A 21913-nucleotide genomic window follows, 5' to 3' on the forward strand; every position below is an offset into this window, starting at 1 on the left:
CTGTGTACGGCCGGGAGGGTCCGCCCATGGAACTGCTCGTGGAAGATCTGCACGCCGGATATCCGGGGCATCGTGCCGTCTCCGGCGTGGACCTGTCCGTGGCCGCCGGCAGCGTGGTCGCGATCGTCGGGCCCAACGGGTGCGGCAAGTCCACCTTGTTGCGCTCGATCGCGCGCCTGCACAAGCCGGACTCGGGTCGGGTCAGCGTCGGCGGCGACGACATCTGGCGACTGAAGCCGCGTCAGGCCGCGCACCGGGTAGGGCTGTTGCCGCAGAATCCGACCGCGCCGGAGGCGGTCACCGCGGCCGGGCTGGTCCGCTACGGCCGGCATCCGCACCAGGGGTTGTTCCGCCAGTGGTCGCGCGCGGACGAGCGGGTCTGCCGGGACGCGTTGACCGCGACCGGTGTGCTGGACCTGGCCGATCGGCGTCTGGATCGACTCTCCGGCGGGCAACGGCAGCGCTGCTGGGTCGCGATGGTGATCGCCCAGGAGGCGCCGGTGCTGCTGCTCGACGAGCCGACCTCGGCGCTGGACCTCGGGCACGCGGTCGAGGTGCTGGGCCTGGTCCGGCGGGTCGCCGCCGGTGGGCGCACGGTGGTGATGGTGCTGCACGACCTGGCGTCGGCGGCTCGCTACGCGGATGTCCTGGTCGCGATGCGGGCGGGCGAGGTGATCGCGTCCGGGCCGCCGAAGGAGGTTGTGGACGCGGAGCTGGTGCGGGCGCTGTACGACGTGGACGCGGACATCCTCCGGGCGCCGGGGGACGACACCCCGGTGGTGGTGCCCAGGATGCTCGGAGCCGGTGCGCGGGCGGGTGTCGACGGTGCCTCGCTCGTGGGCGCCGATCGTGCCGACCGGGCCGGGATCGGCTCGTCGGGGTCCTGAAAGCGCCGGTCGCGGGCCGCCCGGTCCTTGCCCGAGCCGGGTGTTCGGGTAGGTTGCCCACAGAAATGTGACGATGCGTCAGTTGATGAGGTGGGCAATGTTCGGCAAGAAGAAGGCCGCGGCGGCGGCCGAAGGCCGCGATGTGGCGGCGCTCGTACTGCGCGCGACGCTCGGTCCGATGCTCTTCGCGCACGGTTACAACAAGGTCGCCGGCCCCGGCGGCCTCGCGGGCACCACCGGCTGGTTCGAGTCGCTCGGCCTCAAGCCCGCCGACGTGCACGCGCGCCTGGCGGCCGGCACCGAGATGGCGGCCGGCGTCGGCATCGCGCTCGGCGTGGCCAACCCGCTGCCCGCGGCGGCGACGGTGGGCCTGATGAGCGTCGCGGCGGCGACCGACCACAAGGGCAAGGGCTTCTTCGTCTTCAAGGGCGGCTGGGAGTACACCGCCGTGGTCGGCGGCGCCGCCGTCGCGCTCGCCGCGCTCGGCAACGGCAAGTATTCGGTGGACGCGCTGATCGGTCGCCGCAAGTCGGGCCTGCGCCCGGCGCTGTTCGCGGCCGGCGTCGGCGTCGCGAACGCCGCGCTGCTGATGAAGCTCTGCTACAAGCCGGACCCGAAGCCGGACGAGAAGCCGGACGCGTAGGCTCGGCGTACCGCTTCGGCCCCACCTCGGTCCGCACCGATCCGCTCGGTGCGGACCGAGGTGTCCGGGCGAGCGACTACGTTGGATCCCACGTTGATCCATGGGCGTTGCGCCCTCGTGTGGAGGTTCTTGCTGTGCAGACGTTGCCCGAGTCCTGGCAGCCCGTGCTCGCGGAGGAGTTGGCGAAGCCCTACTACGCCGAGCTGACCGCGTACGTGGACGCGGAACGCAAGGAACACCAGATCTTCCCGCCGGACGACGAGGTGTTCGCGGCCCTGGAGGCGACGCCGTACGACGACGTCCGGGTGTTCATCGTCGGGCAGGACCCGTACCACGACGACAACCAGGCGCACGGCATGTGCTTCTCGGTGCGGCCCGAGGTCAGGATCCCGCCGTCGCTGCGCAACATCTACAAGGAGATGAACGCGGACATCGGTCTGCCCATCCCCGACAACGGCTATCTGATGCCGTGGGCGCAGCAGGGTGTGCTGCTGATGAACACCGTGCTCACCGTGCGTGCGCACGAGGCCGCGTCGCACAAGGGCCGGGGCTGGGAGAAGTTCACCGACGCGGTGATCAAGGCGGTGAGCGACCGGGACGAGCCGGTGGTCTTCGTGTTGTGGGGCGGCCACGCGAAGAAGAAGGCGGCGCTGATCGACACCGCCAAGCACACCATCGTGCAGGGCGCGCACCCCTCGCCGCTGTCCGCGAAGCTCTTCCACGGCAGCAAGCCGTTCTCGCAGATAGACGCCGCGCTGGCGGCCATGGGGCACAAGGCGATCGACTGGACGATCCCCAACCTCAAGAAGTAACGGAGCCGCGACGCTCGGCGCGCACGCAAGAAAAACGACAACCGGCGTTCCGGTTCGGTATCGGCTCGGCCGGTATCGGACCGGAAACCGGCGTCGATCGGGAATGGCCGGAAATCTCCTTGCATCGATGCGGAATCAAGGACGCCTGCCCTTACGGTATGAGGCTCCCTCTTTCCATGCCCCCGAGGCGGCCCCCGTGTCGACGACCACCGTTCCACCCGTAAGTCCCACCCCCGCGCCCACCGCACCCACCCGCACGCTCGACCTCACTCCCGGCTATGTCGCGCATCGAGGTCTGCGCGAGGAACTGGCCCGACTGACCGAGGTGACCCGACACCTCGACCCGGTCGACATCCTGCGCGTGCGCGCGGTCGAGGAGCATCTCGCGCTGGTGCTGCGCTTTTTGCGCGCGCATCATCGCGAGGAACACACCGTCCTGTATCCGTGGGTGCGCGCCGGTTCGCCGCGTGCCGCCCGCACCGTGACCGCGTTCCAGGTGGAGCACTCGGCCCTGGAGGACGCGATGCTTCGCGCGGCCGACCGGAATGTGCCGCTGCGCGATCGTTCGCCCGCGATCGGGCGGTTGTACGACCTGGTGGCCCGGCACAGTCTGGCCGAGGAGCACCAGCTGTTCCCGCTGATGCGCCGGCACGTGCGCGGCACGTCGGACGGGCGCATGCCAAGTCGCACCGTGCGGGTGTGGGGCCGCGACCTGCCCGCGTTGGTCGCCTTCCACCTGCACCATGCCACCGAGGCCGAACGACGGCGGGTGTTGCGCTGGATTCCGCCCGGCACCGCGTTGTTGTGGCGGGCCGGGTGGCGGCGCGCCTACGAGCGGCGTCGGCGGGCCGCGTACGGGAGTTGACGCCGGCTCGGCGCGCGGCCCGGCTCAGGACATCCGGTCGGCCGCGTCGGTCGGGGTGGTCAACTCGGCCAGCAGCGCCCGCACCCGATCGATCTCCGCCCCGGTCGGCTGCACGTCGCCCAGCGCGCGCACCAGTGCGTCCAGGGCGCGGGCCGGCTCCGGCTCGGTGAGCGTGGACAGGTCGTGGATCAGGCGCAGCAGCATGATCCGCGGCGCGGCGATCTGCTCGCGCGGCAGGGGCCGTTCGAAATAGCCCTCGGCCAGATCCAGCCACAGGTTCCACAGGTCGGTCCGGGCGATCCGGGGCACCGCCAGGATCGCGTCGGTCAACTCCCGGGTGCGCCCGGGTGTGATGGTGCGGCGCAGTACGGGCGGGACCGGCAGCGCGGTCGGCGGCTCGGCCTCGGGTGCGGGCTCGGGTGCGGGCGCGGCCGGGTCGGTCCCGCCCGCGCGCGGACCCGGGAACGCCGGCGGATCGGTGGGCCGGGACGGTCCGCGGACGGCCGCCATCAGCTCGGCGTGCGCGTCCTCCTCGGACTTGCCGTAGAGCGTCTTGCGCAGCAACGGCCTTAGCACGGATGGGATTTCGTCGCGGTTCAACTCGTGCACCACGAGCGGGATCAGTCGCCGGTCGCCGCCGCGCAGGGCGTCCGACATCGCGGTCCACTCGACCGTTGTCCAGCGTTCCGGTACGAAGTAGGCGGGCGAGAACAGCGCGATCATGTGCCCCGCGCCGTCCAGCGCGCGGCTGACCTTGGTGGTCAGGTTCTCGCCCGTCGCCCAGTCCCACGCGTCGAGTTCGACCTCCAGGCCGGCCTGGAGGAGTCGGTCGGCGACCCACTCCGCCCAGGCGGTGTCCGAACCGGCGTGGCTGATGAAATAGCGCACCGTGTCGCCCCCGTGCTCCCCGTCGTTCGCCATGCGTACCAGCATCGCGCACCGGCCGGCCGGAATCGGCCCCTTCATCCGATACCGAAGCGGAACCACCCGTTCAGCCGGGCAGGTTGTCGATCGCCCGGCACACCTCCTCGACGCCCTGGGCGGTGGGCAGCACGTCGTGCAGCGCGCGGCACAGACACTGCAACGAGTGGATCGGGTCGGGGCCGTTGACCAGGGTCCGGATCATGTGCAGCAACATCGATCGAGCGTCGGTCATGTGCCGGTGCAACAACTGGTGTTCGAGGTAGTCCTCGGACAGGTCCAGCCAGATCGACCAGGTGTCCGGCGCCCGCAATCCGCGTACGGCCAGGAACAGGTCGGCGAGGTAGACGACCTGGTTCTGCGGGATGGCCCGGGACAGCTTGGCCATGTTCCCGAAGCGCAGCAGTTCGAGCGTGACGTCGGGGGTCACCAGACCGGACGCGAAGAGGTCGGCGATTCGGGCGATCGCCGAGGGCCGGTCGCCCACGAACGCGGCGATCGCCTCGGCCGTGACCATCTCCAGTTCGAATTCGCGGTGCGCGTCGAGGAGCATCAGCACCGACGAAACCCGGTCCAGCGGCGGCAGGGCGACCGTGCTGCCCAGGTGACGGGCGAGCGGATCGGTGCTGGTGATCAGCACGTGGCCGGGGCCGGTCGGAATCATCTCGCCGACCAGGCCCGGTCGATCGACCTCGTCGAAGATCAGCAACCAGCCCTCGCGGGACCGCAGTTCGTGCTGCGGGCCGACCTCCTGGTCGACCCGCCGGCCGAGTTCGGCCAGTTGTTCGAGCATGCGGTGCAGGAAGGCGACGCCCCGCTCGGTGGGCCGGGCCGCGCAGTCGAACCACCACACCGTGTCGTACAGATGCCGGTGCCGGTAGGCGTATTCGCGGGCCAGGTGGGTGGTGCCCAGGCCGGGCAGGTCGTCCTGCGGGCGCAGCACGACCCGGTGCTCGACCTGAACCAGCGCGCGCACATCGGCAAGCGTGCCGTCCCGCCCGTAGAAGCGCCCCCTGGCGCCCGGCACGTGCCACACCGGCGGATCCTCCGCGGGCGAGCGCGCCGAGAGCGGAGGCGGCATCCTGGGCGGTCCGGGCGGCCTGCGTGGGCGCGGCGGCGGTGGTGGTATCGGATCCGACACGGTCAGGCGAACCCCGGATTCCGCGCGGGCAACGGCGCGAACCGGTGCACCGCGTCGACGAGCAGGTCGCGCTGGTCGGCCGCGTCCGCCTCGGTCAGGTCGACCGGCCGGACGCCGCGGAACATCGACGGCACCTGGGTGTGGCCGACCACGATCGGCAACAACCGGCCCCCGGAGTCCCCGTCGCCCAGGGCCTCCTCCCATTCGTCCATGGCCAGTCGCCTGGCCTCGAAGTAGTGCTCGGAGAACAGCGCGAGCACGTGTTCGCCCAACCCGCGAGCCTGGGCCATCGCCTTGCCGAAGCTCACCCCCGCGCTCCAGTCCCAGCGGCTCAGCGAGACCCGGTAGTCCTCGAAGGTGAGCACCTCGCTGACCCAGTCCGCCCAGGCGAGGTCGTTGCCCACGTAGCTGATCACCAGGTCGGTGCGGGCCGGTGGGACCGGTTCCAGGATGGGCAGCCGGCGCGGCGCCTCGGGCAGCGTGCGGGGGCCGCCCTCGTTGCTGCCGAACAACGGCTCGACCTCGGCCGCCTCGCCCGCGCTCAGCGGCGCGAGCCGATGGTGCAGCGCCGCGGCCACCCGATCGGCGACCGTGCGCACCGCGCGTACGTAGCCCAGATCGCGGATGCCGCCCAGCCGCAGCATGTCGAACACGCTCGGCCCGGCGATCCCGGCGGCCCACTCGATCGCGCCCAGGGCGGCCGGGATCGGTTGTTCCATCGTGGTCCAGGGCACCGCGATCAGATTCGGCGGCGACACGCCCACGATCGACTCGTGTCGACGCAACCGGTCGGTGAACACCGCCCAATCGCGCCCGCAGTCCAGATCCTCGAAGTAGTCGTCCGAGCACAGCGCGACCATCGCGCGGGCCCGCGCGGGCGGATCGCCGTCCGGGATCTGGATCGGCCCGAAGGTGGGTTGCAGCCGGATCGCCGCCCGCACCGGATCGCCCCCGCGCCGCAGTTCCGCCTCGATGTCGTCGTGGAAGCGGGCCGCCCACTTGGGATCGCGGTCGGCGACGTGACTCGTGAAGAAGTCGTAGTCCACCAAGCGACCCCCGGATCGAGCACCGTACAAGGACGGCGGAGCGACACCCACACGCCGAAACGGCGGGTCTGGCAACTGCCGCCCCCGTGCCGGCCGTTCGTGTGTACGACTCTGCCCACACAGAGCATCGCGCAGGCCGACCCGGCCCGGCTAGTATAGGAAGGCTTGTGTAATCGTGGCGATACGTTCCGCACTCGAATGTACGGGTTTCACTCGGACGGCACGCGCGAGCGGCACACGCCGGTCGTCCGACGCGGACCCGAACGTCCGGGCGACGCGGGAGAACGGGGGACCTGCGGATGCAAGGGGAGCGCGGTGACGTGGAGTCGGCCCTGCCGGACCTCGACGGGCTCTGTCTCGACGATCTGGACGACCTGCCGGACTCCGTGCTCGGCTCCGCGCTGCGCCGGTTGATCCGCGAGTCCGAAGAGCCCTCGGAGGCGGTGGTCGCCGCCTTCGACAGCGCGGTCGAACCCGCCTTCGCCCGGATCTGGGTGCCGGCCGAGGCCGACGACGGTGTCGAGGAATCCCGGTCCGATGGGAGTCCCGGCACTCGGAACTGACGTGGGAGGGCCGATGAACGAGGCGCTACCGTTTCGGCAATTCGTCGTCAAGACAGCGGCACGCTGCAACCTGGCGTGCGATTACTGCTATGTGTACGAACTCCGGGACCAGGGCTGGCGGAACCGCCCGCGGCTGATCGCCGACGAGACGGTGACCGCGCTGGGGCGATGGCTGCGCGCGCACGCCGAACAGGCCGGCCTGCGGACCCTGGACATCGTGCTGCACGGCGGCGAGCCGCTGCTCGTGGGCCCCGCCCGCCTCGACGCCATCGCCACCGACCTGCGGGCCGCGCTGGCGGGTGTGGCCGAGCCGCGCTTCACGCTGCAGACCAACGGGGTGCTCCTGGACGAGCGTTGCGCGGAGGTGTTGCTCGCGCACCGGATCCGGGTCGGCGTCTCGCTCGACGGCGACGAGGTCGCCCACGACCGGCACCGGCGCGGGCCGGACGGAGGCGGCAGTCACGCGGCGACGGTGCGCGGCATCGAACTGTTGCGCCGGCCCCGCTATCGGCCCCTGTACGGCGGGCTGCTCGCCACGATCGACCTGGCGAACGATCCCGTCGCCACCTACGAGGAACTGCTCGCGCACGCACCGCCGATGATCGACCTGCTGTTGCCGCACGCCACGTGGGAGTATCCGCCGCCGGGCGCGAGGACCGGCGAAACCGCGCACGCGGACTGGCTGATCGCCGTCTTCGACCGCTGGTACGGCGCACCCGTGCGGGAGACCCGGGTACGCCTCCTGGAGGACCTGGTCGATCTGACCCTGGGTCGGGCCGTGCGCAGCGAGACGCTCGGACTGAGCCCGGCCGGCTCGGTGGTGATCGAGACGGACGGCACCTTCGAGCGGCAGGACGCGCTCAAGGCGGCCTACGACGGGGCGGCGGCCACCGGGTTCGACGTCTTCCGGCACGACCCGGCGACCGTGCTCGCCGCGAGCGGGTTCGGCGGCCTCGGCGCCGATGCCGGCGAACCCGCCGAGCCGAGCCCGACCTGCCGGCGCTGCCCCGTGCTGCGCACCTGCGGCGGCGGCCTGCGGGCGCATCGCTACCACCCGGCGAACGGATTCGACAATCCCTCGGTGTACTGCGCCGACCTGCGGGCACTGATCGACCACGTGAGGACCCGGGTGCACGCCGATCTGCGGGCACTGGTCGGCCCGGAGCGTCGGCGATGATCCGCACCCATCGCCTCGACGCCGCCGTCTTCGCCGAACTCGCCGCGGGCTACGGCGGATCCGAGGCCGTGGCCGCACTGGTCCGGGCCCAGGAGAGCCGCCGGCTGCTCCAAGTCTACGCGGTGGTCGCCACCGCCCGCGAGCGCCTGCCGAGCACCCGTACCGCGCACCTGGTCGACGCGCTGGACCTGCTCGCCCAGATCCAGCGCACCGACCCGCGGGCGGCCCGGACGGTGCTGATGCATCCGTACACCGGCGCGTGGGCGATGCGTTGCCTGTGGTGGCTGCGTCGACCCGAGACCGGCCCGGCGGCACCCGACGCGGATCGACTGCTCGACCACCTCGGCTCGATCGCCACCGCCGCCGCGCTGCGCGCCGACCCCGAGCACGAGGCGGGGGAGCGGATCCGGCTTCGCGCGGTCGACGGCTGGGTCTACCTGCCCACCCTGGGCCGGGTGCGGCCGGCCGAGGACTCGGGTCGGACCGCGCCGATCGGGCGGCACTGGCGCGGCGCCGGTCCGCTCGCGCGACGCGAGGCGAATCGGGTATGTTCCGCGACGGCCGCCGGCCTGTCCGCCACCGTGGCGATAGAGGACGTGGACCCCTATCGCGACGTGCACGGCTGGGAGCCGACGGCCCGCTTGACCGAGCACCAAGTATCGTTGCTGCAAAGGAACTTCGGGAAGGCGTGGAGCCGACTGGCGGTCGCCCACCGGGCCCACGCGGCCGGCCTGGGCCAGGCGCTGTCCACGCTGGTCCCGGTGCTCGCGGAACCGGGGGCCAGCCTCAGCTCGTCGTCTCGATACGCGTTCGGAAGCATCGCGTTGACGCCGGCGATGGGACCGATCACGCTGGCCGTGACGCTGATCCACGAGTTCCAGCACAACAAGCTCGGCGCGGTACAGGACATCACGAATCTCTCGGAACGCTCGATGCTTCGGTATCGGGCGCCCTGGCGGTTGGACCCCCGACCGGTGGGCGCACTCCTCCAGGGTGCCTACGCGCACCTGGGGATCGCGGACTTCTGGCGGATCCGACGGCAGACGACCGACGGGGAGGAGCAGGATCGGGCGCAGGCCGAGTTCGCCGTGCATCGGGCGCACGTCGCGGAGGCGATCGCGACACTGCGCGCGTGCGGCGAACTGACGCCGGACGGCGAGCGGGTCGTGGCCGGCATGGCGGACACCGTCGAGCCCTGGTGGGGCGAGGAGGTGCCCGTCCGGGCGGCGCGCCGCGCCGCCGAACGGGTGCGATCGGGCCGGCGCACCTGGGCGGAGCGAAACGCTGCCCGGGCCGGGGCGGACCCGGGAGGGCGGGTGGTGGGGATGGGCAAAACGCTACGAAACGAGAGAGAACATGAGATTACCTGATGTCACGAGGAGTAACTTCGAGTGATGGACTCGGGTAGCCTGGGAACAACGAGTGACGGACGGGGAGGGCAATCCCGCGCGCGTCGAAACGAAGCACCGACAGCAGGGGTCGAGATGACACCAGTCTTCTTCACGAGTCGGTCGTGCGGCGATGAGCGTGTCTACGTCGAACGCTTCCACGCCGATCTCGAACAAGCCGTATCCGCCCGAGTGCCGGGCCGGGACGGCGCACGGGGCCTGCTGTCGCCGTGCGCGGATCACGACGCGGGCGATCCGCCCGAAACGTACGCCGCCTGCTCGGTCCCCGCCGCGGTGGTGCTGGCCTCGCCCGACTACCTCGCCGATCCGGACGCCATGCGCGAATGGGCGGTGATGGCCGAACGCGTACGCGGCCACCGCGTGCGTACCGGCGAACAACTCGACGCGATGGTCACCGTGCGCTGGCGCGCCACCGACGCCCGCCCCGGCGAGCAGCCCACCCCGGATGTGGGCGCCGACGGCGACTTCGGCCCGATCTACGCCCGCCAGGGCCTGTTCGACCTGATGCGCCTGGAGGGCCACTCCGCCGACTACCGACGGCTGATCGCCGAACTGGCCCGCGTGGTGGTCGAGGTCAACCGCGTCCCGCTGCGCCCGCTGCCGCCGGCCGAGGCGCGCGAACTCCTCGGTGCCCGCACCGCGCCGAGCCTCCCCACCCCCGCCCGCATGCCGTACGCGGGCTCCGCGCCGGTCGTCACCGCTGCCCGGGTCCTGCCCATGCACGCGCGCACCGGCCCGGACCTGCCCACCCGACCCCGCTGGATCACGGCCCGACACAATCCCCGCCGCCCGTTGCTGTGGGGACCCGGTGGCGATGTTGAGGAGCACTGAAACGATGAGCGACAACCCACCGGGCACCGTCGTCACGTTCTACTCGTACAAGGGCGGCACCGGACGCACGATGGCCCTGGCCAACGTCGCCTGGATCCTGGCCTCCCGGGGCAAGCGCGTGCTCGTCGTGGACTGGGACCTCGAATCGCCGGGCCTGCACCGCTACTTCCACCCGTACCTGATCGACAAGCGGCTGGAGGACACGCGCGGCGTGCTCGACATGATCCGCGCGTTCGCCAAGGTGGTCGGCTCCCCGGCCAGCACGGACGCGATGATCGAGGCGAGCCGGGACGCGGAGAGCCGGGTGGACGGCTGCGCGGTCAAGGTCGACCGGGACTTCGCCGACGGCGGCCTGATCCGCTTCCTCGGCCCGGGCCGACAGAACCACGAGTACGCGGCCACGCTGGCCGGCTTCAACTGGGCCGACTTCTGCGAGAGCCCGCACGGCATCGGCTTCCTGGACGCGCTGCGCGAGGACATGCGCGCCTCCTACGACTACGCGCTGATCGACAGCCGCACCGGCCTCAACGACATCGCCGGCATCTGCACCACACTGCTGCCGGACATCGTGGTGGACGGCTTCACGCTCAACGAACAGGCCATCGACGGCGGCGTCAACGTGGCCCGTTCGATCGCCCGCCAGGCCGACCGTCCGCTGCGCATCCTGCCCGTGCCGATGCGCGTGGAGGACGACGAGAAGGACAAGCTCGAAGCCGGCCGCGATCACGCCCGCGAGCGCTTCGCCGAGTTCCTCGCGGACCGCACCGAGGCCGAGCGCACCAAGTACTGGGGCGAAGTCGAGGTCCCGTACAAGGCGTTCTACGCCTACGAGGAGACGCTCGCCACGCTCGGCGACCGCCCGCTCCAGGAGGGCAGCCTGCTCAGCGCGTACGAGCGGCTGACCGGCGTGCTCACCGACGGCGCGATCTCCCGGCTGGACCCGATCGACGAGGTGGACCGTCGACGCGAGCTGCGCCGCTTCGAGCGCATCCGCTACACCGCCCCGGTCACGATGCGCATCCTCTACAGCGCCCGCGACCGCATGTGGGTGGACTGGGTGCGGGCCCAACTGACCGCCTCGGGCGCCCAGGTGGTCGGCACCGGCGGTTGCGACACCTCGCTGGAGGACCTGCAGAACGTCGACAGCGTCGTGGTCGTCTCCTCCTCCCACTCGCTGCCCAGCCGATCCTGGACCGCGATGCGCACCACGCTGCGCCGACTCGCCGCGGTCGACCAGGCGAGCGTGGTGACCCTGCGGGTGGACGACCTGATCGACAGCGACCCGGGGGTGGGCGAAACGGTCACCTTGACCGCGCTGTCCGAGGAGCAGTGCCGCACGGTGCTCCTGACCGCGTTCGGCCGCACGCCCACCACGACCCCGCCCGCGGACGGTCCCAGGTTCCCCGGGACCAAGCCCAGGGTCTCCCAACTGCTGCCGCGCCACCCGGCGTTCACCGGACGCGACGACATCCTGGAGCGGCTGCGCGACCAACTCGCCAAGGGCGCCACCGCCGTGCTGCCCCAGGCCCTGCACGGCCTCGGCGGCGTCGGCAAGACCCAGGTCGCGCTCGAATACGCGCACCGCTTCGCCGCCGACTACGACGTCATCTGGTGGGTGTCGGCGGAGCAGGCGCAGGGTGTCGCCGCCCAACTCGCCCGGCTCGGCGACCGGCTCGACCTGCCGACGGGCGAGAACGTCTCGGACGCGGCGGCCTCGGTGCTGCAGACCCTGCAGCAGGGCGAGCCCTACGACCGCTGGCTGGTGATCTACGACAACGCGGACGAACCCGCGTCGGTGGCCCACCTGATGCCCCAGGGCAGCGTCAACGGCCACGTGCTGGTCACCTCGCGCAACGACCTGTGGGCGCGCAGCGCGCGTCCGCTGGAGGTCCCGGTGTTCCGCCGCGACGAGAGCGTCGCGCTGCTCCAGCGCCGGGTGCCCTCGCTGACCGAGGCGGACGCGCAGAAGGTGGCCACCGCGCTGGGTGATCTGCCGCTGGCGGTCGAGCAGGCCGGTGCCTGGCTCGCCGAGTCGGCGATGCAGGTCGAGGAATACCTGGAGCGGGTCAACACGCGCGTCAGCGCGATCCTGGACGAGGGCCAGCCGCCGGACTACCCGACCACCGCAGCCGCGACCTGGACCGTCTCGCTCGACGAGCTCAAGGAGCGGCAGCCGGCCGCGGTGCGACTGCTGGAACTGTGCGCGTACCTGTCGCCCGACTCGATCTCGATGCGGCTGCTGCGCTCGCGCGAGGTGCTCCAGGAACTGGTGCGGGTGGACAGCTCCCTGGGCGACACGCTCCTGTTGTCCCGGATCTTCCAGCAGCTCGGCCGGTACGCGCTGGCCCGGGTGGATCGCGGCGAGGACACCATCCAGGTGCACCGGCTGGTCCAGGCCGTGCTGCGCGACCAGATGCCGCCCGAGGAGAACGCCGCCCGGCGTGCCCGGGTGCTGGAGATCCTGGCCTCCAACGCCCCCGGCGACGTGGACGACCCGGCCAACCAGGAGACGTACGAAGAGCTCTACAAGCACCTGGTGCCCTCCCGTGCGCTGGAGAGCGACTCGGAGTCGGTGCGCCGCTGGATCGTCGAACAGGTGCGTTTCGCCTGGCGCTTCAACGACTGGGAGTTCGGCCAGTACATCGCCGAGATCGCGCTGGAGCGCTGGCGGGCCCGGTTCCACCGGCACGACGCGCTGACCCTGCGGATGTGCACCCAACTGGCGAACGTCTACCGCTCCCAGGGCAGGTACCGCAAGGCCTACGACCTGGACCGGGCGACGTTGGAGGCACAGCGCGAATCGCTGGGCCCGGACCACCCGCACACCTTGATCACCGGGCGCGGCTACGGCGGCGACCTGCGCTCGCTCGGCCGCTTCCACACCGCGCTCGAATCCGACCGGGACAACTACACGCGCTTCAGCGAGGTCTTCGGCGAGGACGCCAACGACACCCTGCTCGCGGCCAACAACCTCGGTGTCTCGCTGCGCCTGATGGGCCGGCTGGAGGAGGCGCGCGAGGTGCACCAGGAGGCGTTCGACCGACGCCGGCGGATGCAGGGCGAAGACCACCCCAGGACCTGCTTCCTGGCCAACGAGGTCGGCCACGACCTGCGCGAGCTGGGTGACTACGCGGGCTCGCGGGCGGTGCTCCAGCAGACGTTGGCGCGCGAGGAGGCGCTGGGCCGCACCCGGGACGCGCTGCGTACCGCCAAGAGCCTGGCGGTGACGATCCGGCAGACGGGGGACGCCCGTTACGCCCGTTCGCTGGACAGCGACACCCTGGACAAGTACCGGGCCTACCTCGGTCCCACCCATCCCGTGCTGCTGGCCTGCACGGTCAACCTCGCCGCCGACAACCACGCGATGGGCAACGACGAGGCGGCGCTCGACCTCGCCCAGGAGGCATATCAGGGATACCGCGAGCAGTTCGGCGCCCAGCACCCGTTCACCTACGGATGTGCGAGCAACCTGTCGATCTACCTGCGGGCGGCCGGTCGGGACGAGGAGGCGATGGCGCTGGGGCTGCGCGGCCTGGAGGGTCTGCGCGAACTGCTGGGCGAGGATCACCCGTACACCCTGGCGGCGGCGCTCAACCACGCGAACAACCTGTACAAGGCGGGCCAGGCCAACGAGTGTGCCGACCTGGACCGGGTGACCTACGACCGGTACGAGGCGCTGCTCGGCGCGGACCACCCGCACACCCTGGTCGCGGCCTGCAACCGGGTGCAGAGCCTGGGCGACATCGGTCGCCGGGACGAGTCCCGCGAATGGTTCACCCGCACCGAGCGGGCGTGTCGGCGCAAGCTGGGCGACGAGCATCCGATCACCCAGGGGCTGCGGGCGCGCCGCCGCCTGGAAACCGACATCGAGGTGCCGGCCACCTGACGGCGGGCACCCGAGTGTGCCGCGGCCGGCCCGAGCGTTCCTCGGGCCGGCCGCGGTCGGTTCAGGCCCGGTGCATCCGGACCGGCATGTCCTTGATGCCGTTCAGGAAGTTGGACCGCATCCGCCGGGCCGGGCCCAGCGGTTCGACCCGCGCCACCTGTTCGGCCAGGGTGCGGAAGATGATCTCCAGTTCGAGCTTGGCCAGGTGCCGGCCGAGGCAGAAGTGCGGGCCACCGCCGCCGAAGCCGAGCATCGGGTTGGGGTCGCGCCCGATGTCGAGCCGATAGGGGTCCACGAACACCTCCTCGTCGTGGTTGGCGGAGGCGTAGTAGACGACCACCTTGTCGCCGGCGGCGATCGGCCGGCCGCTCAGCTCGGTGTCCCGGACCGCGGTGCGCTTGAAGGCGTTGACCGGGCTGACCCAGCGCACGATCTCGTCGGCCGCGGTGCCGGCCAGCCCGGCCGGGTCGGCGCGCAGTCGCTCCCACTGTTCGGGGTGTTCGATCAGCGCGAGCATGCCGCCGGAGATCGCGTTGCGGGTGGTCTCGTTGCCGGCCACCGCCAACAGCATGAAGAACAGGTCGAACTCGAGCGCGGTCAACTCCTGCCCGTCGCGGTCGGGGCAGACCAGCTTGGACACGATGTCGTCCACGGGACACTCGCGCCGGGCCGCGCCGAGCGCGTCCGCGTAGCCGAACATCTCCATCTGCACCTGCTCCGCCTCGCCCTCCTCCGGGCGCAGGTCCGGGTCCGCGTCGCCGACCAGCTTGTTCGACCACTCGAACAGCCGGTGTCGGTCGACCTGCGGCACGCCCATCAGGTCGGCGATGACCACCAGTGGCAACTCGGCCGCGCACATCGCCACGAAGTCGCCCTCGCCCTGGTCGACCGCCTTCGCCACGATCCGTTCGCACGCCTCGCGGACCTTGTCCTCCAGGGTCAGCGTGGTGCGCGGGGTGAAGCCCTTGTTGACGATGTTGCGCAGCCGCGAATGCTCCGGCGGGTCCATGTTGAGCATCATCAGCCGCTGGGTGGCGAGCACGTCCTCCTCGGGTTCGACGAGCAGCGACAGCCGCTCGCGTGAGGAGAAGATCTCCGGGTTGCGGGACACCCGGATCACGTCGGCATGGCGGGTGACGGCCCAGAAGCCGTCCGGCCGTTCCGGGTCGGCGTGGCGGTAGACGGGAGCGGTGCGGCGCATGCGGGCGAACGTCGCGTGCGGGATGCCCGCCGCGTAGCTGTCGGGACTGTAGACGTCGAACGTGGTGGCGTCCGGGGCGGCACTGTCGATCGTTTCGGGCACGGCGGACCTTCCGGCAGGGTGCTGGCGGGGCGCGGGCGCGGCCAGAATTCCACGGCTCGGGTGGGTCGGGAAGGGCGATCGACGGCCGGCTGCGGGCGAATTCGGGCCGGTGGCGCGCCGACACGCCGAGACACGCCGTGACGGTGTGCGACTCGATGAGCGGAATCATGACATTTTGCTACTTTATAGATACTTTCTGTTAGTTTTTGTGCCGGTGACACAGGTACAAACACCCACGCTCCGCCGTCCCACCGGCATCAGGCTCTCTTCGCGCTGTCCCGAAATCGGCGCGGTCGTTCCGTCCCCTGCGCTCCCCAGCGCGCCTCCCGAGGAGTCACCCCCATGGCCTTGTCCATTTCCACCGTCGTTCTGCTGGGCGTCATCGTGTTCATCTTCATCCGCAAGGGCGGCATGCGAATCCCGCACGCGATCGTGTGCGCGCTGCTCGGGTTCTACCTCGCCAGTACCTCGATCGCGCCGAGCATCCACAGCAGCGGGAAGAGCGTCGCGAACCTGCTGAGCAATCTGAACTTCTGAGCGCGGCGGTCACCCGAACCGGCCCGGCGGCAGGTCCGCCGGGCCGGTCTTCGCCGTTGGGACACCGGTAGGGGAGAGCAGCATGGCGAACACGGGCGAGCCGGACACACCGCCGGTGGTGGTGGGCACGGACGGCTCGGAACACGGCGATCGGGCGGTGGCCCACGCCGCCGAGGCGGCGGCGCGGCGCGGCGCACCGCTGCGCATCCTGCACGCGATCCGGATGCCGATGGGCACGCCCGGCTTCGAGACGGTGGAACCCGACGAGGACACCCGCCGGGCGGCCGAGGCGCTGGTCCGCGACGCCGGTGCGGCGGCGCTGCGGCGCCATCCGGACCTGGTCGTGCAGGCCCGGGTCGGCTACGGCCTGCCCGGGGACGCGCTGCTCGCGGCGGCCGAGGGCGCGCTGTTGCTGGTCGCCGGGTCGCGCGGGCGCGGCGGGTTCGTCGGCCTGCTCCTGGGCTCGGTCTCGCGGTTCCTGGCCGCGCGCACGACGTGCCCGCTGCTGATCGTGCGCGGCGAGCACGGGACGCCGGCGCTCGGGCCGGCCGGGGCGGACGTGCTGCTCGGGGTGCAGGGCGACGGCGACGACCGGGCGGTGCGGGCCGCGTTCGAGGCGGCCCGCGAGCGGGGTCTGCCGGTGCGGGCGGTGCACGCGTGGAGTTGGCCCGGCTACGCGGGACTGGCCGGGCCCGGCGAGGCGGACATGCGCGCGGTCGCGCAGGTGCACGCGACCGCGCTGGAGGGTGCGCTGGCTCCGGCGCGGGCGCGGTTTCCCGACGTCGAGGTGCGCACGGACTCGGTGATGGCGGACGCGGCCGGCGCGCTCGTGGAGGCGTCGGCGGGCAGCGCGCTGGCGGTGGTCGGCGTGCGACACCGCCGCGGCCCGCTGCGGCACTGGGTCGGCCACGTCGCGACCGCCGCGATCGAGCACGCGCACTGCCCGGTCCTGGTGGTCCCGCTGGACTGAGGTGCCCGGCGCCGTGCGCGTCGGGAGACGTTCGGCGCGGCGGGCCGTGCGCCCCCGTTCGAACGGCGCTGCGCTCGGCGCCGTGAACGGCACGGTGATCGGCGCCGCACGCGGCGCTTCGATCCCGTTTCGATCAGTGCTTCAATCAGTGATTGAAAATGCCGGCGCTTCGTGGTTTGGTGCCTGCCGTGACAGCACAATCGCGGGCTCGACTGCTCGACGAGGCCGAACGGCTCTTCCTCGCCCAGGGTTACGACCGGGTCTCCGTCCGGGCGGTGAACGCCGCCGCCGGGATGAATCCGGCCGCCGTGCACTACCACTTCGGCTCCAAACGGGACCTGGTCGTGGCGCTGCTGCAACAGCGTCTGGGGCCGCTGTGGGCCGGGCCGCTGGCCGACCTGGAGCGGGCCCGGGCGGCGGGGTGGACGCCCACGGTCGGCGAGGTGGTCACGATCATCGTCGAGCCGTTCGACCGGCTGGCCCGCGAACCCAACGGGCCGATGTTGCTGCAACTGCTCGCCCGTACCGTGCTCTCCGGGCACGAACTGCCGTGGGACGACCCGTGGTTTCGGCACGGACCGTGGCGCGCGCTGTTGGCCTCGGCGCGCCCGGACCTGAGCGCCCGGGAGATCGCCGACCGTTGGCGGCTCGCCTTCGACCTGTTGCTCCAGCTCTACGGCCAACCCGTGGCGGACGCGTTCGTACCGCCCCCCGCCGCCGCGGCCGTCGTCGGGTTCGTCACCGCCGGCCTCGACGCCCCCCGGCCGGCCGGCCCGCCGGCCGACGCGTCCGCACCCGGCCCGTCCCTGCCCGGCCCGTCCCCGACCGCCCGCACAGAACGAGGTGCCTCGTGATACCCGACGTCTTCGCCCCCGCCACGCTCGGCCCGCTGACGCTGCGCAACCGGATCATCAAGGCCGCGACGTTCGAGGGGGCCACCCCGGACGCGCTGGTCACCGACGACCTGATCGAATACCACCGGCGTCCGGCCGCGGGCGGCATCGGGATGACCACCGTGGCGTACTGCGCGGTCGCCCCCGAGGGCCGCACCGACCGGCACCAGATCTGGATGCGCCCCGAGGCGGTACCCGGACTTCGCCGGCTCACCGATGCGGTGCACGCGGAGGGCGCGGCGGTCTCGGCGCAGCTCGGCCACGCCGGTCCGGTGGCCAACGCCAAGTCCAATCGCCGGCCCGCGCTGTCCGCCGGACGCATGTTCAATCCGCTCTCCATGCGCGTCACGCAGGCCGCGACCGAGGCGGACATCGACCGGATCACCCGCGCGCACGCCGACGCCGCGCTGCTCGCGATCGAGTCCGGCTTCGACGCGGTGGAGATCCACCTCGGCCACAACTACTTCGCCAGCGCCTTCCTCAGCCCCAAGCTCAACCGCCGCAAGGACGCCTACGGCGGCTCGCTCGCCAACCGGGCCAAGGTCGCCCGCGGTGTGTGTCGGGCGGTGCGGGACGCGGTGGGCGACCGGATCGCGGTGACCGCCAAGCTCAACATGGAGGACGGCGTCCCGGGCGGCATCCAGCTCGACGAGAGCATCCGGACCGCTCGATGGCTGGAGGAGGACGGCTCGCTGGACGCGCTGGAGCTGACCGCGGGCAGCTCGCTGCTCAACCCGATGTATCTCTTCCGCGGCGATGCCCCGGTGCCGGAGTTCGCCGCGACCTTCCCGCAGCCGCAGCGGCTGGGCGTCAAGCTGATCGGCAAGCATATCCTGCGCTCGTACCCGTACGAGGAGGCCTACCTGCTCGCCTCCGCCCGGCGGTTCCGGGCCGAACTCAAGCTCCCGCTGATCCTGCTGGGCGGCATCACCAACCGGAGCACGATGGACCTCGCGATGACCGAGGGCTTCGAATTCGTCGCGATGGGCCGCGCGGTGCTGCGCGAGCCCGACCTGATCAACCGGATCGCGGCCGAAGCCGAGACCGAGTCGTTGTGCATCCACTGCAACAAGTGCATGCCGACCATCTACAGCCGCACCCGCTGCGTCGTGATCGAGCCGGACGCGTAGACCCGGTCGCCCGCCCGGGCCCGGGAGCCGGATGTTCGGAACAGGCGCCCACGACGCCGGGCGGGCCGAGTACGGCCCGCCCGGCGTCGTGGGCGGTGGACGGCCGGTCGTCCGCGCTCAGACCAGGTAGCGGCTGATCGCGTCGATCACACAGGCCGGCTTGGCCGAGTCGGCGATCTCGACGGTGATCCGGGTGGTCACCTGGATGCCGCCGGCGATGTCGGCGACCGCCACGATCTCCGCGCCGCCGCGCACCCGGGAGCCGACCGGGACCGGCGCCGGGAAGCGCACCTTGTCCACGCCGTAGTTCACCCCCATCGAGATGTTGCGCACCTCGACGATCTGCGGCAGGAACAGGTTGGACAGCGCCATGGTCAGGTAACCGTGGGCGATCGGCGCGCCGAACGGGCCCTCCTTCGCCTTCTCCACGTCCACGTGGATCCACTGGTGGTCGCCGGTCGCGTCGGCGAACAGGTTGATCCGCTCCTGGGTGATCTCCAGCCACTCGCTGTGGCCGAGGTGCTTGCCCACCGAGTCCTTGATCTGCTGGAGGTCGGTGAAGACGGTGGCCGCCATGTGCGCTCCCGATCGTTTCTGATGGTCTGTCAGATCAGCTCTCCCGGGTATACCAGACCGGCCCGCCCGAGACGATCAGGCGGTCGGGATCCAGGCCACCTGACGCACGTCGGCGAGCCGGTCCACCGAGATGCCCGCCGCCGAGACGGTCCACAGGTCGGTCCCGATCACCAGCGAGCGCTGGATGTTCGCGCCCGGGTGGGTGACCCGACCCACCTCGACGATCGAAGAGCCCCGGATCCGCAACACCAGTGCGTACGCGCCGGCGCTCGGGTACTTCTCACCCGGGGCGATCTGCGGCTGCGCCGCGCGGTAGGAGTCGTTCACCGGCACCACCACGGTGCCGTCCTTGGCCCAGTACAGGAACGCGTGCGCGTTCTGCTCGGCCTGCGAGTTCGCGCCCGGCAGCGCGTACTGCGCGATCCGGGTCGGATCGGCCAGGGTGCTCACGTCGAACAACGACACCTGGGTGCCCAGACGCCGGCCGCCGTCGGTGGCGTCCTGGCCGACGCCGATCAGCCGGCCGTCGGCGATCGGGTGCAGGTAGGCCGAGTAGCCGTTGATCTTGAGCTCGCCGACCGTCCTGGGGTTGCGCGGGTCGCCCAGGTCGAGCGTGTACAGCGGGTCGGTCTGCCGGAAGGTCACCACGTAGGCGAGCGGGCCGACGAAGCGCACGGCCATGATGCGTTCGGTCCGGCCCAGGCCGCCCACCCGGCCGATCGGGGTCAGCCGGTCGCCGCTGCGGGCCAGCACGGTGACCACCGACTCGGTGCCGGTGCGCGGTGCGATCGGCGGCGACACGTCCCGCGGCGGGCCGGGGGTGGCCTCGGTGGGATCGCTCGGGGCGATCGCGCCGCGCGGCGCGGTGTCCGGGACGGCCTGTCCCGACGCGGCGCTGCCCGGGGCGCTGCCGCGGGTCGTCTCGTTGCGGGGGAGGCCGCCGGGCACGGTCCCGGGAATCGTCGGGTCGCCGGGCTGGAGCGTGGTGGCCACGCGCAGGTTGCCCGCGTGCTCGGACATCGCGTACTCGTTGACCATCGCCCCCGAGACCGCGCCGGTGCCGACCAGCTTCGGCGTGCCCTTGCCGGAGATGTCGAGCTGGTTGATCGTGGTCGTCGTGTTCGGTGGTCCGCCGCCGATCACCTTCGCGTCCTTGGACACGGTGCGCCGCATGACGGTGGTCGCCAGGTAGAGGTTGGACTCCGAGGCGTACACGTTGTCCACGTCGGCGGCGACCGTCACCGGATCGCCCTTGTCCAGGTCGCGGGTCAGGTCGAAGGACAACACGCTCAGCGTCGCGGTGCCGGTGTGCCCGGGTTCGCCGGGCTTGGCCTGCGGCCGGCTGACCCGGTCGCAGCCGACCAGATTGCCGGAATCGGTCCGGCCGTTCGCGGCCAGGGTGAACTGCGGCAGCCAGTCCGCGGCGGTCGAGCGCTGGACCAGGTCCTTGGCCTTGCCCGGTGACGTGGCCGAGGACAGGGACAGGCGAGGCCGCGAGCGCACCACGATCCGCGCGGTACTGCCGATCTGCCGCCCGTCCGTGTAGCTGCCGTCCACCGACAGGTCGCCGATCACCCGGGGCGCGGCGGTCAGATCCACCAGTACGAAGCGGGCCCGGCTGTCCGGGAGCAGACGTGAGGAACCGCCCGGATCGACCGGGATCGGCGCCATCTTGCCCGAACCCCCCTTGCTCTTGGGCAGGTTCGAGGAGCCGTCCAGGATCAGCAGGGCCCGATCGCCGAACAGCAGCAGATCGCTCGCCCGCGCGCCCGGCACCTCCAGCGTGCCGGAGACCCGGTGGGTCGCGGCGTCCACCACGCTCAGCCGGCCGTCGGCCACGGTCAGCACCCGACGCCCGTCGGTCTTGACCAGGTCGGGCTCGTCGACGCCCCGCTCCTGGGTGTTGGTGGTCGAGTGCTCCGGCGCGGTGGGCGCCGCCTTGTCCTCGGCCAGCCCCGGAGGGGCCGCCGCCCTGGGTGCGGCGGCCGGTGCCTCGCCGGCGTCCGCCATCGCCCCGGGCGGAATCCCGTCGGACTTCGTGGTGTCGGGGGACTTCCGGTCGGCCAGGGTGCGCAGCGCCGCCGCCCGGAAGTCGTCGACCAGTGCGCCGCACGAGTCGAACGCGGTGAGCCGCATCGTCTCGTCGGACGCGGCGGCCGTGCGGACCGGATCCGGCTTCGAGTCGCCGCCGGAGGAGGTGCAACCGCTGACGACGAGTCCCGCCGTCAGCACGAATATCGGCAGGGCCGCGGCCCCGCGCGTGGAACGGTCGTGGATTCGCATGGCCATCCGACGCAGCACACTCCGGCACGGTTCCCGGACC

The 21913-nt window shown here is 71.8% G+C and carries 19 protein-coding genes; 13 read left to right on the forward strand and 6 right to left on the reverse strand.

Annotated elements, in window-relative coordinates; translation table 11 throughout:
* Positions 1–26: 26 nt before the first annotated feature.
* The 4 genes from ABZ374_RS24420 (at position 27) to ABZ374_RS24435 (ending at position 3207) form a co-directional block, all read left to right on the forward strand.
* Positions 27–887, forward strand: a complete 861-nt coding sequence (locus ABZ374_RS24420; protein ID WP_360314436.1) for an ABC transporter ATP-binding protein — start codon at positions 27–29, stop codon at positions 885–887.
* 85 nt (positions 888–972) lie between these two features.
* A complete protein-coding gene (locus ABZ374_RS24425) occupies positions 973–1530 on the forward strand; it encodes a DoxX family protein (RefSeq protein ID WP_360314511.1) in 558 nt (185 codons plus the stop codon).
* A 134-nt stretch (positions 1531–1664) separates the two neighbouring features.
* Complete coding sequence (locus ABZ374_RS24430) at positions 1665–2342, forward strand: uracil-DNA glycosylase (RefSeq protein ID WP_360314438.1); 678 nt, start codon at positions 1665–1667, stop codon at positions 2340–2342.
* 196 nt (positions 2343–2538) lie between these two features.
* Positions 2539–3207: a hemerythrin domain-containing protein gene (locus ABZ374_RS24435; protein ID WP_360314440.1), complete on the forward strand. Its 669-nt coding sequence runs from the start codon at positions 2539–2541 to the stop codon at positions 3205–3207.
* Between the two features lie 24 nt (positions 3208–3231).
* On the opposite strand, the gene ABZ374_RS24440 is transcribed toward ABZ374_RS24435, so the two are convergent.
* The 3 genes from ABZ374_RS24440 to ABZ374_RS24450 form a co-directional block, all read right to left on the reverse strand.
* The gene (locus tag ABZ374_RS24440) at positions 3232–4128 is read right to left on the reverse strand and encodes a TIR domain-containing protein (RefSeq protein ID WP_360314442.1); all 897 of its coding nucleotides are present in this window, start codon (positions 4126–4128) and stop codon (positions 3232–3234) included.
* A 70-nt stretch (positions 4129–4198) separates the two neighbouring features.
* Positions 4199–5164: a hypothetical protein gene (locus ABZ374_RS24445; protein WP_360314444.1), complete on the reverse strand. Its 966-nt coding sequence runs from the start codon at positions 5162–5164 to the stop codon at positions 4199–4201.
* Positions 5165–5271: 107 nt separating this feature from the next.
* Positions 5272–6315: a toll/interleukin-1 receptor domain-containing protein gene (locus tag ABZ374_RS24450; RefSeq protein ID WP_360314446.1), complete on the reverse strand. Its 1044-nt coding sequence runs from the start codon at positions 6313–6315 to the stop codon at positions 5272–5274.
* Positions 6316–6614: 299 nt separating this feature from the next.
* Between ABZ374_RS24450 and fxsA the strand changes: the two genes are divergently transcribed.
* The 5 genes from fxsA (at position 6615) to fxsT (ending at position 14181) form a co-directional block, all read left to right on the forward strand.
* Positions 6615–6878, forward strand: coding sequence for an FxSxx-COOH cyclophane-containing RiPP peptide (gene fxsA, locus ABZ374_RS24455; protein WP_360314448.1), 264 nt, complete (start codon positions 6615–6617; stop codon positions 6876–6878).
* Positions 6879–6891: 13 nt separating this feature from the next.
* A complete protein-coding gene (locus ABZ374_RS24460) occupies positions 6892–8055 on the forward strand; it encodes an FxsB family cyclophane-forming radical SAM/SPASM peptide maturase (protein WP_360314450.1) in 1164 nt (387 codons plus the stop codon).
* The gene (locus ABZ374_RS24465) at positions 8052–9425 is read left to right on the forward strand and encodes an HEXXH motif domain-containing protein (protein ID WP_360314452.1); all 1374 of its coding nucleotides are present in this window, start codon (positions 8052–8054) and stop codon (positions 9423–9425) included. Before ABZ374_RS24460 ends, ABZ374_RS24465 begins: the two co-directional genes overlap by 4 nt.
* A gap of 114 nt (positions 9426–9539) precedes the next feature.
* The gene (locus ABZ374_RS24470; protein WP_360314454.1) at positions 9540–10295 is read left to right on the forward strand and encodes a hypothetical protein; all 756 of its coding nucleotides are present in this window, start codon (positions 9540–9542) and stop codon (positions 10293–10295) included.
* Positions 10296–10299: 4 nt separating this feature from the next.
* Positions 10300–14181 carry an FxSxx-COOH system tetratricopeptide repeat protein gene (gene fxsT, locus ABZ374_RS24475; protein WP_360314456.1) on the forward strand — a complete coding sequence of 1294 codons (3882 nt, stop codon included), beginning with the start codon at positions 10300–10302 and terminating at the stop codon, positions 14179–14181.
* Between the two features lie 61 nt (positions 14182–14242).
* Here fxsT and ABZ374_RS24480 read toward each other — a convergent pair whose 3' ends face one another.
* Positions 14243–15484: a cytochrome P450 gene (locus tag ABZ374_RS24480; protein WP_360314458.1), complete on the reverse strand. Its 1242-nt coding sequence runs from the start codon at positions 15482–15484 to the stop codon at positions 14243–14245.
* Positions 15485–15826: 342 nt separating this feature from the next.
* Between ABZ374_RS24480 and ABZ374_RS24485 the strand changes: the two genes are divergently transcribed.
* The 4 genes from ABZ374_RS24485 to ABZ374_RS24500 all read left to right on the forward strand — a co-directional run bounded on the left by ABZ374_RS24485 (position 15827) and on the right by ABZ374_RS24500 (position 19014).
* On the forward strand, positions 15827–16021 hold the full coding sequence (locus ABZ374_RS24485) for a DUF2304 domain-containing protein (RefSeq protein ID WP_126639508.1): 195 nt from the start codon (positions 15827–15829) through the stop codon (positions 16019–16021).
* Between the two features lie 82 nt (positions 16022–16103).
* Positions 16104–16991: a universal stress protein gene (locus ABZ374_RS24490; RefSeq protein WP_360314460.1), complete on the forward strand. Its 888-nt coding sequence runs from the start codon at positions 16104–16106 to the stop codon at positions 16989–16991.
* 188 nt (positions 16992–17179) lie between these two features.
* Positions 17180–17845: a helix-turn-helix domain-containing protein gene (locus ABZ374_RS24495; protein WP_360314462.1), complete on the forward strand. Its 666-nt coding sequence runs from the start codon at positions 17180–17182 to the stop codon at positions 17843–17845.
* Positions 17842–19014 carry an NADH:flavin oxidoreductase gene (locus tag ABZ374_RS24500; protein ID WP_360314464.1) on the forward strand — a complete coding sequence of 391 codons (1173 nt, stop codon included), beginning with the start codon at positions 17842–17844 and terminating at the stop codon, positions 19012–19014. Before ABZ374_RS24495 ends, ABZ374_RS24500 begins: the two co-directional genes overlap by 4 nt.
* Before the next feature lie 117 nt (positions 19015–19131).
* Here the strand turns inward: ABZ374_RS24500 and ABZ374_RS24505 are convergent, their stop codons facing one another.
* Entirely contained in the window at positions 19132–19590 is a 459-nt protein-coding gene (locus ABZ374_RS24505) for a MaoC family dehydratase (protein ID WP_360314466.1), read from the reverse strand.
* 75 nt (positions 19591–19665) lie between these two features.
* Positions 19666–21879 (reverse strand): beta-propeller domain-containing protein, encoded by a 2214-nt coding sequence (locus tag ABZ374_RS24510; protein ID WP_360314468.1) that lies wholly within the window; start codon positions 21877–21879, stop codon positions 19666–19668.
* Positions 21880–21913 lie beyond the last annotated feature (34 nt).

The organism is Embleya sp. NPDC005971 (assembly GCF_040629175.1).
GTDB lineage: Bacteria > Actinomycetota > Actinomycetes > Streptomycetales > Streptomycetaceae > Embleya.

Bases quoted from the DNA above. Each gene is read 5' to 3' on its own strand.
- ABZ374_RS24420 (WP_360314436.1), top strand. From the start codon at position 27: ATGGAACTGCTCGTGGAAGATCTGCACGCCGGATATCCGGGGCATCGT.
- ABZ374_RS24425 (WP_360314511.1), top strand. From the start codon at position 973: ATGAGGTGGGCAATGTTCGGCAAGAAGAAGGCCGCGGCGGCGGCCGAA.
- ABZ374_RS24440 (WP_360314442.1), bottom strand. From the start codon at position 4,128: ATGGCGAACGACGGGGAGCACGGGGGCGACACGGTGCGCTATTTCATC.
- fxsA (WP_360314448.1), top strand. From the start codon at position 6,615: ATGCAAGGGGAGCGCGGTGACGTGGAGTCGGCCCTGCCGGACCTCGAC.
- ABZ374_RS24460 (WP_360314450.1), top strand. From the start codon at position 6,892: ATGAACGAGGCGCTACCGTTTCGGCAATTCGTCGTCAAGACAGCGGCA.
- ABZ374_RS24465 (WP_360314452.1), top strand. From the start codon at position 8,052: ATGATCCGCACCCATCGCCTCGACGCCGCCGTCTTCGCCGAACTCGCC.
- ABZ374_RS24470 (WP_360314454.1), top strand. From the start codon at position 9,540: ATGACACCAGTCTTCTTCACGAGTCGGTCGTGCGGCGATGAGCGTGTC.
- fxsT (WP_360314456.1), top strand. From the start codon at position 10,300: ATGAGCGACAACCCACCGGGCACCGTCGTCACGTTCTACTCGTACAAG.
- ABZ374_RS24485 (WP_126639508.1), top strand. From the start codon at position 15,827: ATGGCCTTGTCCATTTCCACCGTCGTTCTGCTGGGCGTCATCGTGTTC.
- ABZ374_RS24490 (WP_360314460.1), top strand. From the start codon at position 16,104: ATGGCGAACACGGGCGAGCCGGACACACCGCCGGTGGTGGTGGGCACG.
- ABZ374_RS24505 (WP_360314466.1), bottom strand. From the start codon at position 19,590: ATGGCGGCCACCGTCTTCACCGACCTCCAGCAGATCAAGGACTCGGTG.
- ABZ374_RS24510 (WP_360314468.1), bottom strand. From the start codon at position 21,879: ATGGCCATGCGAATCCACGACCGTTCCACGCGCGGGGCCGCGGCCCTG.